This window comes from Bacillus sp. FSL R9-9497, from assembly GCF_038005805.1.
GTDB classification, from domain to species: domain Bacteria; phylum Bacillota; class Bacilli; order Bacillales; family Bacillaceae_G; genus Bacillus_A; species Bacillus_A cereus.
Map to the genome: position 1 here is coordinate 209743 of NZ_JBBOTY010000001.1, position 13163 is coordinate 222905.

Genomic DNA, 13163 nt, shown 5'->3' on the forward strand with positions numbered 1-13163 from the left:
GGGGACAATGAAGAAAAAGACAAAAAAATGGGCTGGTGTATTTTCGGTATTACTGAGTAGTTCGCTTGTGTTATCTGCTTGTGGGGGACAGGAGGATGCGGCTTCTACAGAGCCGGTTAAACAGCAGGATTTAAAAAGTGTGAAAATTGAAAAGATTGCTGCGACAGATAAAACGAAAGTGCCAGACAAAGCGAAGAATAGAAAAGATACGTTAGTAGTTGGTATTAGTAAGCCAGGCGGCGTATTTTTACCATACTTTCAACAAAATGGTTGGGATGGAAACGTAACTTCAGTTATTTTTGCATCTCTCGTATCAACCGATAAACAAGGGAAACCAATTCCAGAATTAGCTGAGAAGTGGGACGTTTCTTCTGATCAGTTAACATATACATTCCATTTACGTAAAGATTTGAAATTTAGTGATGGATCGCCATTAACGGCGGATGATGTAGCTTTCACATTGACGCTTTTACATGATAAGGCATATGAAGGTGAAGTAGATATCTCTCAATATGCCGTTAAAGGTGGTAAAGAATATAAAGAAGGAAAAGCAACTTCAATTGAAGGTATTCAAGTTGTTGATCAACAAACAATTAAAATTACAACTGAAAAAGTGAATTCACAAGCTATATTTGTTTTAGGAGGTACAGTACTATCAAAAGCTTATTATGGAAAAGATTATAAGCAAAATACAAGCTTAGATTACTTAAAAGATTTATATGGAAAGCCATTAGCTGCGGGTCCATATAAATTTGAAAAGTATATTCCAGGTCAAGAAGTTCGTTTTGTAGCAAACGAAAATTATTATGCGGGTAAACCAAAAATTCAAAACTTTATTTATAAAATTACTTCTGGTGATACGAAGCTTCAGTTATTCCAAACAGGAGAAGTTGACCATACTGGCTTAGGTACCGGTGATGAGGTTCTTGAACAGGCTAAGGCTTTAGAATTCGCAAATATCCAAATCGAAACAGCGCCGTCATTTAGTTATATTTATATGAATAATAATAAGCCTTACTTAAAGGATAAAAAGGTTCGCCAAGCACTTATTTACGGATTAGACCGCAAAAAATATGTTGATACAGCGTTAAAAGGATACGGTACAGTAGCCAATGTACCAATTCATCCAACTTCTTGGGCTTATACGGAAGAAGGAGTTAATAAATACGAATACGATAAAGAAAAAGCGAAAAAATTATTAGATGAAGCAGGGTGGAAAGTTGGTTCGGATGGAATTCGTGAAAAAGATGGTCAAAAATTAAAACTTTCTTATTTCGGTCCAAGTTCGGCTAAAGATAGTGATTTATTAATTCCGATTGCGAAAGAGAATTATAAAGAAATAGGTGTAGAGTTTAATCCTGAATTTATGGACTTTAATACGATGCTTTCTAAGGTAAACAAAGGAGATTATGATTTAGCTTCTGTTTCGACACCGATTACAAGTGACCCGAGTGAAACAGCTGGTGAATATTTGTCTACTGCAAATGAAACTAGTCTTGGTTATAAGAATGCAAAAGTAGATGAGCTAATTCAAAAAGGTATTGAAACTGTAGATATCGAAAAGCGTAAACCTATTTATAAAGAATTGTATAAAGAATTAAGTGATGATCCACCAGTAATTCTATTAAACTACCGTAGAACAATTACTGGTTATAACGGGAATATAAAAGGAATTGATCCTGAAAAGTACAACAGTATTAGTGCAAACTTACCGGTATTATCATTTGAAAAATAACGATAAGAATGTATAAGTAGAAGACATTTTTTCATTCGGTTAGTAATGTGCCGCTTTGAAAAAATGTTCTTCTATTTTAAGCATAAGATTGGAGAGAAAAAGGGTGAAAACATATATTGTTCGTAGGTTGTTACAAATGATTCCTACACTGCTTGGTACATCAATTATTATCTTCGTCCTGTTCGCACTTCTTCCTGGGGATTATATTGATTCAAACCCGAAAATTACACCGGAAAGAGCAGCTGAACTGAGGGAATTATATGGGTTGAACAAACCGATTGTTGAGCGTTATTTTCATTGGTTAGGTAATGCATTGCAAGGGGACTTTGGCTTCTCGCTTCAATATCAAGAGCCTGTAACGTCATTATTAAATAAATTTATTTGGAATTCTTTTAGTGTAGCAATTATTGCATTGTTTTTTATTTGGCTAATTGCACTTATTATCGGTGTATTCTCGGCGACGAAACAACATTCTTTATTCGATAAACTTGTAACAATCGGTGTTTTTGCAGCAATGTCATTCCCTTCATTCTTTATCGGCTTGTTTTTAATTAAGGTGTTTGCGGTTGACTTTAAGTTATTACCGATAGGTGGAATGATTGATGTTGGCAGTAATTCAACAGGATTTGCTTACGTGATAGAAGTTGCAAAACATATGATTTTACCAGTATTTATTTTGACACTTCTTGGGGTCGGCTCGCTAACTCGGTATTTTAGAACAAGTATGTTAGAGGTTGTAAGACAAGATTACATACGAACAGCAAGAGCGAAAGGTTTGAAGGAGAAGACGGTTATTTATAAGCATGCATTAAAAAATGCAATATTACCAGCAATTACGTTATTAGCATTTGAATTACCGGGATTGTTTTCTGGGGCAATTATTATTGAACAAATTTTTAACTGGCCAGGGATTGGTAATATTCAATTAGAAGCATTAAATTTCCGTGACTATACAGTATTGATGGCATTTACGATGTTTCTTTCTTGTTTAACAATCGTTTCAAACTTTTTAGCAGATATCGTATATGCAGTTGTTGATCCAAGAATTCGGTTGAAGTAAGGGGGGAAAGAAATGGAGACTGTTACAGTAATTACAGAAAAAAAAGAAAAAAAGAGCAGAAGCGAATCATCACCATGGCGACAAGCTTTTAAAAAGATAAAGAAAAATAAGATGGCACTTGTAGGGTTTTATGCATTAATTTTTATGTTTTTATTTTGTTTTATCGGTCCGTTCTTTTCTCCATATGCATCAGGGAAAATACAAGTTGCGCTCATTAACAAACCACCTAGTGTTTCTCATTGGCTTGGTACAGATCAATTAGGAAGAGATATTTTAACAAGGCTTATGCAAGCGGGACGTATTTCATTAACCATTGGTTTAGCTTCAATGGTTTTATCGGTTATACTTGGAGCTTTATTAGGAGCGATTGCAGGTTTTTATCGTGGGATTGTGGACAATATTATTATGCGGCTTGCAGATATTTTAATGTCAATGCCAGGATTACCGTTACTTATTATAATGGGTGCGATTTTATCAGAGTGGAAAGTACCGTCTGATTATCGTTTGTATGTCATTATGATTATTTTAAGTCTAGTAGGTTGGCCAGGGCTTGCACGCCTTGTAAGAGGGCAAATTTTATCACTTAGGGAGCAAGCATTTATGCAAGCTGCGGATGTGTTAGGAATAAAAGATTACCGGAAAATTATATATCACTTAATACCTAATGTTTTACCCATTTTAATTGTTGTATCCACATTAGGTGTTGCAGGTTCTATTTTGGGAGAATCCGCACTAAGTTACTTAGGCCTCGGAGTCGTTCCACCTACACCATCATGGGGGAACATGATTAGCGCAGCTAACTCATTAATCGATTTCCAAAAGCGTCCATGGTTATGGATTCCGCCCGGTTTTGCAATCTTTATAACAGTTGTATCAATTAATTTACTTGGTGATGCACTTCGTGATGCGTTAGATCCAAAGATGAGACGGTAGGTGAGAAGATATGAGTAAAGCGGTAGTAGAGCTGAAAGACTTACAAACACATTTTCAAACTGACGAGGGGACAGTAAAGGCTGTGAACCATGTTAGCTTTGCGGTTCGAGAAGGGGAAACAGTTTGTGTAGTAGGAGAATCAGGTTGCGGGAAGAGTGTAACAGCTTTATCTATTATGGGGCTTATTGCTGAATCAGGCAGTGTAGTGGGTGGAGACATTTTATATGAAGGAAAAAGTCTTTTAGGAATGAAAGAGAAAGAACTTCGTAGTTTACGAGGTAATGATATTGCAATGATTTTCCAAGAACCAATGACATCGCTAAACCCCGTCTTCACTGTAGGAGAGCAAATTGTAGAAACGTTAAGGGAGCATGAATTACTTAGTAAAAATGAAGCATATAAGAAGGCAATTGAGTTAATTCGTAAAGTTGGCATAGCCCGCGCTGATGAAATCGTCCATTCTTATCCGCATGAACTGAGCGGCGGGATGTTACAACGTATTATGATTGCTGTTGCACTTAGTTGTAATCCTAAGTTATTAATTGCGGATGAACCAACAACAGCTCTTGATGTTACCATTCAGGCTCAAATATTGGATCTACTAAGACAAGTGAAAGAAGAATTTAAAACGTCGATTTTATTAATTACACATGACTTAGGTGTCGTAGCGGAAATGGCTGATTATGTTGTCGTTATGTATGGCGGGAAAGTTATTGAAGAAGCTCCAGTACTAGAGATATTCCAAAATCCAAAACATCCTTATACGAAAGGATTATTGAAATCAAAACCAGTAATGGGAAAACGAATAGATAAACTATATTCTATTCCAGGGCAAGTTCCGAATTTAGTTGGTTTAGGTGAGTTTTGCTACTTTAGTGGGCGTTGTGAGCATTGTATGGAAATATGTGAAAAAGAAGCTCCAAATCTAAATGTAAATGATGAAAATCATAAAGTAGCTTGCTGGTTATATGAGGAGCGTGCGGAACAATGAGTGAACCATTATTAGAGGTAAAAAACCTAAAGACATATTTTCCAATCAAGGGTGGCGTATTTAGTAGAACAATTGGGCATGTAAAAGCAGTTGATGGAGTAAGTTTTACTATTAATAAAGGTGAAGTGTTTGGTCTCGTTGGCGAATCAGGGAGCGGAAAAACAACAATAGGAAAAACAATTTTACGCCTCGTTCAAAAAACGGAGGGAGAAGTGAAGTTTAAAGGGAAAGATGTTCATTCTTTATCCAAGGATGAATTAAGAAAACATCGCCCTAATATGCAGCTCGTTTTCCAAGATCCATTTAGTTCATTAAATCCGAGAATGAGAATTGGAGAAGCGCTTGGAGAGCCAATGTTGGCCCACGGATTAGCGACGAAAGAAAATGTTCGTGAAAAGGTAATTGAAGTATTGGAGTTATGTGGATTAGCTCCTTATCATATTGACCGGTATCCCCATGAGTTTTCTGGTGGACAACGTCAGCGTATCGTAATCGCAAGAGCTATGGTATTAAATCCAGAATTCATTGTAGCTGATGAACCTGTGGCGGCACTAGATGTATCTATCCAAGCACAAATTATTAATTTATTTAGTGAGTTACAGGAGAAAAAGGGATTATCTTATTTATTCATTTCGCATGATTTAAGTGTAGTAGAACATTTATGTACGAAAATCGGAATTATGTATTTAGGTACGATTGTGGAGACAGCACCGCGTGATGAGTTATTTACCAATCCGCTACATCCTTATACGAAAGCATTGTTATCAGCTGTTCCAATACCAGATCCAACAGTGAAGCGAGAGCGAATTATACTAGAAGGGGATATTCCAAGTCCAGCAAATCCACCTTCGGGCTGTCGTTTTCATACACGTTGCCCATTTGCAACGGATGTTTGTAAAAAAACAGTACCAGAATTCCGTAATGTTGGTGCAGAGCATTTTGTTGCTTGTCATCACGTATAAAAAAGGGACTCTTTCAGAGATTGAAAGAGTCCTTTTTTTATATACTAGATGAAGCTTGTTTCAATACAAATTGCTCGATTGCGTGAGCAACACCATGTTCATTGTTTGTTAGTGTTACAACATCACATAGCTTTTTTACATCTTCTTCAGCGTTGCCCATTGCAACAGATAAGCCTGCTACTTCTAACATTGGTACATCATTAAAATTATCACCAATAGCAACTGTATCTTCAATAGGGATATTAAAATGAGCTGCCATCTGCTGTATCCCGTTTCCTTTATGTCCATTCCTATCCATAATTTCTAAGTTAGTAGGAGCCGATGCTGTAACCATAATATCAGCATCTTCTTGTAATATACTTAATAGCTGTGCGCGATGCGCTGCATTAAACGTTAAAATGAAGAATTTAGATATTTCTAGTTCTTGGTTATTCACAACATCTTCTATTTTTTTGAAATCAGTAATTAGGTTCGATTTCTTTTGCTTTTCTGTAATTCGTTCAAGTTCCTCTAATGTAACATCAAGCGCATGCTTATTTTCTTCGAATGCTTGCATCACTTGATCTTGCCATGTATATGGAGAATAAACTCCTTTATTCGTATATAGCTTATATGGGAAACCTTCAGATTCTAGTAATTTTGCAAGTTTGTACACTTTGTCGTTTTGTATACAACGCGAGTTAATTACTTTTCCATCCACATAAACAATAGCCCCATTGCTTGCTCCGACTGGAAGAGATAATTTATATTCTTCCAATAGCTTTAAAGCATCCTCTTTCGCACGACCAGAACAGATCATTACAATATGACCGGCTTCTTGTGCAGTTTGGATTGCTTGTAGGTTTTCTTTGGAGATTTCAAGATTAGATGATAGTAGTGTACCATCCATATCTAATGCGATTAATTTCAAAATGACCACCTCTTTGTTTTTATTATACATAGTTATATAGAGGAAACATATAAACTTATCTTGGAAAGACGGTATTTTATCTCATATTAAAAGTAAGTAAAGATTAGATAGGTTTAGTGGCACTAAATAAACAATTTGTAACAAAAATAGAGAGGAATATGACTACATTTCACTTTATGACTGTAATGTTACACGGATGTTACAAACGTGAACTTAGTGAAAAACGCATTAAATAAAGGTTTTTGAGGGTTATTATAAAAAAACGTAAAAAAAGTGTAATAAATTTTACGTAATTATATTGCAACGTAATAATAGTTATGTTACATTAATGTTACAAACGTTACGTTATCAAATTTAATGTAACGTTAACATAAAAACTATGAAATAAACATTTCTTAGAAATTACATATAGATAACTTATAAAAAGGGAGGATAAATGATATGAAAGAGCAAGTATTACAAGTAACAAAAGGTGACTTCGTAGGATCAGCAAGTGGAGCGGTAGTATTAACAGCGTTAATCGTATTTCTATCAAGCGTATTAGTATAATAGAAGCTTTGTAACAAAAGAAAAAAAGGAGGATAAATGATATGAAAGAGCAAGTGTTACAAGTAACAAAAGGTGACTTCGTAGGATCAGCAAGTGGAGCGGTAGTATTAACAGCGTTAATCGTATTTCTATCAAGCGTATTAGTATAATAGAAGCTTTGTAACAAAAGAAAAAAAGGAGGATAAATGATATGAAAGAGCAAGTGTTACAAGTAACAAAAGGTGACTTCGTAGGATCAGCAAGTGGAGCGGTAGTATTAACAGCGTTAATCGTATTTCTATCAAGCGTATTAGTATAATAGAAGCTTTGTAACAAAAGAAAAAAAGGAGGATAAATGATATGAAAGAGCAAGTATTACAAGTAACAAAAGGTGACTTCGTAGGATCAGCAAGTGGAGCGGTAGTATTAACAGCATTAATCGTATTTTTATCAAGTGTATTAGTATAATAGAAGTTTTAAATCAAACAAAAAAGGAAGGAGAATGAGGGATATGAACAGTGAACAAGTGTTTCAAGTAACAAAAACAGATTTATTAGGATCCTTAGGTGGAGCGGTAATATTAACATCATTTATTCTATTCCTTGCAAATGTATTAGTATGAGATATATAAATACAATCATTCAAAAAAAATAAAGACTCTAACGTATTAGTAAGTAGTTAATATGTTGGAGTCTTTTTTATATTCTTCTTATATACCTTCAAGTATTAAAGTTACCTCATTATCCAGCATTCAATGCTAATTAAACGCTGCGGTTGAAACTTGATTCAACGAATAATCAAAAATCCACTGAATAAAATCCCGCTTTATTTCAAAGAGAAAAAAGTCGAATTTTATATGTAAGAAAAAAAGAGGAATTTGACAGAAAAGATAGAAAATTTTAAAGGTCAGAATTTGTTAGCTTGCTAACTAATTTCTATTAATTAATGTTGGAAGCGTTTTCGGTTGGTTTTAAGTATGGACCATTTAATCTATTTACAGGGGGATGAAGATATTATGAAACAAAAATCTATGGATACGCTAGCTGCACAAATGGAGGACTTTTTTCCAGTACGTGATGTAGATCATTTGGAATTTTACGTAGGGAATGCAAAGCAATCGAGTTATTATCTTGCGAGAGCGTTCGGATTCAAAATTGTGGCTTACTCTGGATTAGAAACTGGAAACCGTGAAAAGGTATCTTATGTTCTTGTGCAAAAAAATATGCGTTTCGTTGTGTCTGGAGCTTTAAGTAGTGAAAATCGTATTGCAGAGTTTGTAAAGACTCATGGTGATGGCGTGAAGGATGTGGCACTACTTGTTGATGATGTTGATAAAGCATACTCAGAAGCAGTGAAACGTGGTGCCGTCGCAATTGCTCCACCACAGGAATTAACAGATGAGGACGGTACATTGAAAAAAGCAGTTATTGGTACGTATGGTGATACAATTCATACGCTTGTAGAGCGTAAAAATTATAAAGGGGCATTTATGCCAGGATTCCAAAAGGTAGAATTTAATATTCCATTTGAAGAGTCTGGTTTAATTGCTGTTGATCATGTAGTTGGTAATGTTGAAAAAATGGAAGAGTGGGTTAGTTATTACGAGAATGTTATGGGCTTTAAACAAATGATTCATTTTGATGATGACGATATTAGTACAGAGTATTCGGCGTTAATGTCGAAAGTTATGACGAATGGAAGTCGTATTAAGTTTCCTATTAACGAACCAGCAGACGGAAAGAGAAAATCACAAATTCAAGAGTATCTAGAATTCTATAATGGAGCTGGTGTACAACATCTTGCTTTATTAACAAGTGATATTGTTAAAACAGTTGAAGCGCTTCGTGCAAATGGGGTGGAGTTTTTAGATACACCTGATACTTATTACGATGAGCTAACTGCACGAGTTGGAAAAATCGATGAAGAAATTGATAAGTTAAAAGAATTAAAGATCTTAGTAGATCGTGATGATGAAGGTTACTTACTACAAATCTTTACGAAACCAATTGTAGATCGTCCGACTTTATTTATTGAAATCATTCAACGTAAAGGTTCTCGTGGATTTGGTGAAGGAAACTTTAAAGCGTTATTCGAATCAATTGAAAGAGAACAAGAGCGTCGCGGAAACTTATAAGATTTGTATCCACCAGCAAAAGTCCCTTTGCTGGTGGAAATTTCATTTTTATAAGGAGGAATCAGGATGAAATTTGTTACATTTCGTCTTCCTTCAAAAGAACTACGGGCTGGATGGCTTGAAGGTGACAAAGTAATAGATATGAATCTTGCTAGTGAAGGGAAAATCCCTTCTTCTATGATGGATTTTTTAGAGAAAGCGGATGAGTATGTAGAAGTAGTGCGGAATATTAAGAATCCAAATAAGGGTATATATGCTTTAGAAGAAGTACAATTGACAGCTGCTCTTCCTAATCCGAGTAGTATTCGAGATTTTTACGCATTTGAACAACATGTAAAAACAGCTCGCGGACGAAGAGGATTAGATGTTGTGCCTGAATGGTATGATATTCCGGTTTTTTATTTTACTAATCATCGTGCTGTAATTGGTTCCGGTGATTTTGTAATTGGTCCGAAAAAGTCTAAAAAGCTTGATTATGAGTTGGAGATTGCTTGCGTAATAGGAAGAGAAGGGCGAAATATCTCTCGAGAGCAAGCAGAGGAATATATTTTTGGTTATTGTATTATGAACGACTGGAGTGCGAGAGACTTACAAGCAACAGAAATGAAAGTAGGTCTCGGTCCAGCGAAAGGAAAAGACTTTGCAACTTCATTAGGAGCACATCTCGTTACGAAAGAGGAATTAGACGTTTATCGTAATGGTGATCGATATAATTTAGAAATGACTGCTCATGTAAATGGAAAACTATTATCAAAAGGAAACTTCCAAGATATTTACTATACATTTGCTGAAATGATTGAACGTGCTTCAGAGGACGTTACGTTATATCCAGGAGATGTGATTGGTTCTGGGACATTAGGAACAGGATGTATTTTAGAACTGGGTACAGAAGAGTGGCTACAAGATGGAGATGTTGTAGAACTGTCGATTACTGGTTTAGGTACACTACGTAATACGATCAAAAAAGAAAAGGAAGCGGGTGATGGGCATGTTTTATCGTCACATGGGAGAACTACCTCATAAACGACATGTACAATTTCGTAAAAAAGATGGGTCGCTTTATCGTGAACAGGTAATGGGAACAAAAGGTTTTTCTGGTACGCAGTCTATTTTGTATCATCATTATATGCCAACAGAAGTAGGTCATTCTGCATTATCGCATTCTTGTCAGTTGCAGTATGAAGAGGATGTTGCTCTTTCTCATCGCCACTTTCGAACGAAAGAAAGTAAAAAAAGTGGTGATGCAATAAGTGGACGGAATTTCATACTTGGAAATGAAGATTTGTTAATTGGAGTAGTGAGTCCAACAGAAAAAATGGATTATTTCTATCGTAATGGTGATGGCGATGAAATGTTATTTGTTCATTATGGAACAGGGAAAATTGAAACGATGTTTGGAACGATTCACTATAGAAAAGGCGACTATGTAACGATTCCAATTGGAACGATTTATCGTGTTATTCCAGATGAAGGAGAGACTAAGTTTCTTGTTGTAGAGGCAAATAGCCAAATTACAACGCCGCGTCGTTATCGAAATGAATACGGACAATTGTTAGAGCATAGTCCGTTTTGTGAAAGAGATCTTCGTGGTCCAGAAAAATTAGAGACATATGATGAAAAAGGCGAGTTTGTCGTAATGACAAAATCAAGAGGCTATATGCATAAACATGTTTTAGGACACCACCCGTTAGATGTTGTTGGATGGGATGGCTATTTATATCCGTGGGTATTTAATGTAGAGGATTTTGAACCAATTACAGGGCGCATTCATCAGCCACCGCCAGTACATCAAACATTTGAAGGACATAATTTTGTTATTTGCTCTTTCGTACCACGTTTATACGATTATCATCCAGAGTCAATTCCGGCACCATATTATCATAGTAATGTTAATAGTGATGAAGTTCTTTACTATGTAGAAGGAAACTTTATGAGTCGCAAAGGTGTGGAAGAAGGTTCTATTACACTTCATCCGAGCGGGATTCCTCATGGGCCGCATCCGGGGAAAACAGAGGCAAGTATAGGGAAGAAAGAGACGCTTGAATTAGCTGTTATGATAGACACATTCCGTCCGCTTCGTATTGTAAAACAAGCACATGAAACAGAAGATGAAAAGTATATGTATAGCTGGATTGAACAAGGTTCATATACTGTGAAATAAGTAAAAAAAGGCATGCTCTCAATAAGGGAGCATGCCTTTTTCACGGAATCGACATGTATAATAATACCAAAAAAATAATGGAAAGATATATAGAAAGAATAATAAGGATCGTGCATATTTAGAAGAATTTCTACTTGTTTCGACAAAAGTATTGACTAGGAAAAGCGTAATGAGTAAAATGAAAAAGCGAATTAAAAATTTTCAGAAAATTTAAAACTTGGAGGAGTGAAAGATGAAGCAAATTTTTCAAAAGAAGCCAATTGCAAAGTTAATGCAAGAAAGTAAGCAAAAAACGTTAGCAAGAACATTGGGCGCGCTAGATTTAACTATGCTTGGAATCGGAGCAATTGTTGGAACTGGTATTTTTGTTCTAACGGGTGTTGTGGCAGCGAAACATTCTGGGCCAGCTATTATATTATCATTTGCGATTGCCGCTCTAGCTTGTGCCTTTGCTGCATTTTGTTATGCTGAATTTGCTTCTTCAGTTCCTGTCTCGGGCAGTGTGTATACGTATACATACGCGACGATGGGGGAAGTGTTCGCATTTTTAATTGGCTGGGACTTAATGCTGGAATATTTACTTGCTACATCTGCTGTAGCGAACGGTTGGTCTGCATATTTTCAATCTTTATTAAAGGGGTTTGGAATTCACATTCCGACTATTCTCTCCTCGGCTCCTGGTACAGGAAAGGGTGGAATAATTGATTTACCTGCAGTTCTAATTATTTTAGTGATGACAGTTCTTTTATCTAGGGGTGTTCGTGAAAGTGCACGAGTAAATAACATTATGGTATTTATTAAAATAGCAGTTGTTCTTATTTTTATTTTTGCTGGTTTTAATTATGTGAAACCTGAAAACTGGACGCCTTTTATGCCATTTGGTTTAGATGGTGTAATGGCTGGAGCGGCTACAGTATTCTTCGCATTCATAGGATTTGATGCAGTTTCAACAGCGGCAGAAGAAGTGAAACGTCCGCAACGTGATTTACCAATTGGTATTATTGCATCGTTATTAATTTGTACAGTTCTTTATATTGTTGTTTCGCTTATTTTGACAGGGATTGTTCCATACGGCCAGCTAAATATATCAGATCCAGTTGCTTTTGCACTTCAATTTATTGGACAAGATGGTTTAGCGGGGGTAATTTCAGTAGGAGCAATTACAGGAATTACAACAGTAATGCTAGTTATGATGTATGGGCAAGTTCGGGTTTCTTATGCGATGAGCCGAGATGGTTTACTGCCGAAGCGTCTTGCTAAAGTTCATCCGAAATTTAAAACGCCATTTTTAAATACATGGACAACGGGGATTATTGCGGCACTGATTTCAGGATTAATAGATTTAAATGTTTTAGCACATCTTGTAAATATGGGGACATTGTCAGCATTTGCACTCGTAGCTGTTGCGGTAATCGTAATGAGAAGAACTCATCCAGACTTACCAAGGGCATTTAAGGCTCCGCTTGTACCATTTTTACCAGCATTAACAGTGATTTTCTGTTTATACTTAATGCTTCAATTATCGGGGACAGCGTGGATTAGTTTTGGGATATGGATGGTTATTGGTATAGCGGTTTACTTCTTATATAGCCGAAAACATAGTGCTTTAAATAATAGTAAAAAAGAAGAAGATGTTGCAAATTTATAAGCGGAAAAATCCATTCTAACAGAATTAGAATGGATTTTTTATTTGAAAATTTACATTTTTCTGAACTTATTATAAGATAATTGTTGGCTAACTAAAGGGGT

The 13163-nt window shown here is 35.8% G+C and carries 15 protein-coding genes; 14 read left to right on the forward strand and 1 reads right to left on the reverse strand.

Going from position 1 to position 13163, the window contains the following annotated elements; translation table 11 throughout:
• Positions 1 to 7: 7 nt before the first annotated feature.
• From MKY21_RS01210 to MKY21_RS01230, 5 genes are all read left to right on the forward strand, one after another.
• Positions 8 to 1735 carry an ABC transporter substrate-binding protein gene (locus tag MKY21_RS01210; RefSeq protein ID WP_000730665.1) on the forward strand — a complete coding sequence of 576 codons (1728 nt, stop codon included), beginning with the start codon at positions 8 to 10 and terminating at the stop codon, positions 1733 to 1735.
• A 103-nt stretch (positions 1736 to 1838) separates the two neighbouring features.
• Positions 1839 to 2795: an ABC transporter permease gene (locus tag MKY21_RS01215; RefSeq protein WP_000860748.1), complete on the forward strand. Its 957-nt coding sequence runs from the start codon at positions 1839 to 1841 to the stop codon at positions 2793 to 2795.
• Between the two features lie 12 nt (positions 2796 to 2807).
• Positions 2808 to 3728 carry an oligopeptide ABC transporter permease gene (gene opp4C, locus MKY21_RS01220; RefSeq protein WP_000451080.1) on the forward strand — a complete coding sequence of 307 codons (921 nt, stop codon included), beginning with the start codon at positions 2808 to 2810 and terminating at the stop codon, positions 3726 to 3728.
• 10 nt (positions 3729 to 3738) lie between these two features.
• Entirely contained in the window at positions 3739 to 4719 is a 981-nt protein-coding gene (locus MKY21_RS01225; RefSeq protein WP_000030767.1) for an ABC transporter ATP-binding protein, read from the forward strand.
• The gene (locus MKY21_RS01230) at positions 4716 to 5681 is read left to right on the forward strand and encodes an ABC transporter ATP-binding protein (protein ID WP_001294519.1); all 966 of its coding nucleotides are present in this window, start codon (positions 4716 to 4718) and stop codon (positions 5679 to 5681) included. Before MKY21_RS01225 ends, MKY21_RS01230 begins: the two co-directional genes overlap by 4 nt.
• 37 nt (positions 5682 to 5718) lie before the next feature.
• On the opposite strand, the gene MKY21_RS01235 is transcribed toward MKY21_RS01230, so the two are convergent.
• Positions 5719 to 6591 carry a Cof-type HAD-IIB family hydrolase gene (locus MKY21_RS01235; protein WP_000766423.1) on the reverse strand — a complete coding sequence of 291 codons (873 nt, stop codon included), beginning with the start codon at positions 6589 to 6591 and terminating at the stop codon, positions 5719 to 5721.
• Positions 6592 to 7032: 441 nt separating this feature from the next.
• On the opposite strand from MKY21_RS01235, the gene MKY21_RS01240 reads away from it, so the two are divergent.
• From MKY21_RS01240 to MKY21_RS01280, 9 genes are all read left to right on the forward strand, one after another.
• Positions 7033 to 7140 (forward strand): DUF3948 family protein, encoded by a 108-nt coding sequence (locus MKY21_RS01240; protein WP_000664237.1) that lies wholly within the window; start codon positions 7033 to 7035, stop codon positions 7138 to 7140.
• A gap of 41 nt (positions 7141 to 7181) precedes the next feature.
• Entirely contained in the window at positions 7182 to 7289 is a 108-nt protein-coding gene (locus MKY21_RS01245; RefSeq protein ID WP_000664237.1) for a DUF3948 family protein, read from the forward strand.
• 41 nt (positions 7290 to 7330) lie between these two features.
• Complete coding sequence (locus tag MKY21_RS01250; RefSeq protein WP_000664237.1) at positions 7331 to 7438, forward strand: DUF3948 family protein; 108 nt, start codon at positions 7331 to 7333, stop codon at positions 7436 to 7438.
• A 41-nt stretch (positions 7439 to 7479) separates the two neighbouring features.
• Positions 7480 to 7587, forward strand: a complete 108-nt coding sequence (locus MKY21_RS01255; protein WP_000664237.1) for a DUF3948 family protein — start codon at positions 7480 to 7482, stop codon at positions 7585 to 7587.
• Between the two features lie 43 nt (positions 7588 to 7630).
• On the forward strand, positions 7631 to 7741 hold the full coding sequence (locus MKY21_RS01260) for a DUF3948 family protein (protein WP_001083690.1): 111 nt from the start codon (positions 7631 to 7633) through the stop codon (positions 7739 to 7741).
• 393 nt (positions 7742 to 8134) lie between these two features.
• Positions 8135 to 9253, forward strand: coding sequence for a 4-hydroxyphenylpyruvate dioxygenase (gene hppD / locus MKY21_RS01265; RefSeq protein ID WP_000810922.1), 1119 nt, complete (start codon positions 8135 to 8137; stop codon positions 9251 to 9253).
• A gap of 66 nt (positions 9254 to 9319) precedes the next feature.
• Positions 9320 to 10276 carry a fumarylacetoacetate hydrolase family protein gene (locus MKY21_RS01270; protein WP_341075271.1) on the forward strand — a complete coding sequence of 319 codons (957 nt, stop codon included), beginning with the start codon at positions 9320 to 9322 and terminating at the stop codon, positions 10274 to 10276.
• Positions 10242 to 11414: a homogentisate 1,2-dioxygenase gene (locus MKY21_RS01275; RefSeq protein ID WP_013141710.1), complete on the forward strand. Its 1173-nt coding sequence runs from the start codon at positions 10242 to 10244 to the stop codon at positions 11412 to 11414. The genes MKY21_RS01270 and MKY21_RS01275 overlap by 35 nt, the downstream gene beginning before the upstream one ends.
• Before the next feature lie 232 nt (positions 11415 to 11646).
• Positions 11647 to 13062 carry an amino acid permease gene (locus MKY21_RS01280; RefSeq protein ID WP_000809361.1) on the forward strand — a complete coding sequence of 472 codons (1416 nt, stop codon included), beginning with the start codon at positions 11647 to 11649 and terminating at the stop codon, positions 13060 to 13062.
• Positions 13063 to 13163 lie beyond the last annotated feature (101 nt).

Coding starts and splice junctions, on each gene's coding strand:
- opp4C (WP_000451080.1), top strand. CDS start 2,808: ATGGAGACTGTTACAGTAATTACAGAAAAAAAAGAAAAAAAGAGCAGA.
- hppD (WP_000810922.1), top strand. CDS start 8,135: ATGAAACAAAAATCTATGGATACGCTAGCTGCACAAATGGAGGACTTT.
- MKY21_RS01270 (WP_341075271.1), top strand. CDS start 9,320: ATGAAATTTGTTACATTTCGTCTTCCTTCAAAAGAACTACGGGCTGGA.
- MKY21_RS01225 (WP_000030767.1), top strand. CDS start 3,739: ATGAGTAAAGCGGTAGTAGAGCTGAAAGACTTACAAACACATTTTCAA.
- MKY21_RS01240 (WP_000664237.1), top strand. CDS start 7,033: ATGAAAGAGCAAGTATTACAAGTAACAAAAGGTGACTTCGTAGGATCA.
- MKY21_RS01255 (WP_000664237.1), top strand. CDS start 7,480: ATGAAAGAGCAAGTATTACAAGTAACAAAAGGTGACTTCGTAGGATCA.
- MKY21_RS01245 (WP_000664237.1), top strand. CDS start 7,182: ATGAAAGAGCAAGTGTTACAAGTAACAAAAGGTGACTTCGTAGGATCA.
- MKY21_RS01280 (WP_000809361.1), top strand. CDS start 11,647: ATGAAGCAAATTTTTCAAAAGAAGCCAATTGCAAAGTTAATGCAAGAA.
- MKY21_RS01250 (WP_000664237.1), top strand. CDS start 7,331: ATGAAAGAGCAAGTGTTACAAGTAACAAAAGGTGACTTCGTAGGATCA.
- MKY21_RS01275 (WP_013141710.1), top strand. CDS start 10,242: ATGTTTTATCGTCACATGGGAGAACTACCTCATAAACGACATGTACAA.
- MKY21_RS01260 (WP_001083690.1), top strand. CDS start 7,631: ATGAACAGTGAACAAGTGTTTCAAGTAACAAAAACAGATTTATTAGGA.
- MKY21_RS01210 (WP_000730665.1), top strand. CDS start 8: ATGAAGAAAAAGACAAAAAAATGGGCTGGTGTATTTTCGGTATTACTG.
- MKY21_RS01230 (WP_001294519.1), top strand. CDS start 4,716: ATGAGTGAACCATTATTAGAGGTAAAAAACCTAAAGACATATTTTCCA.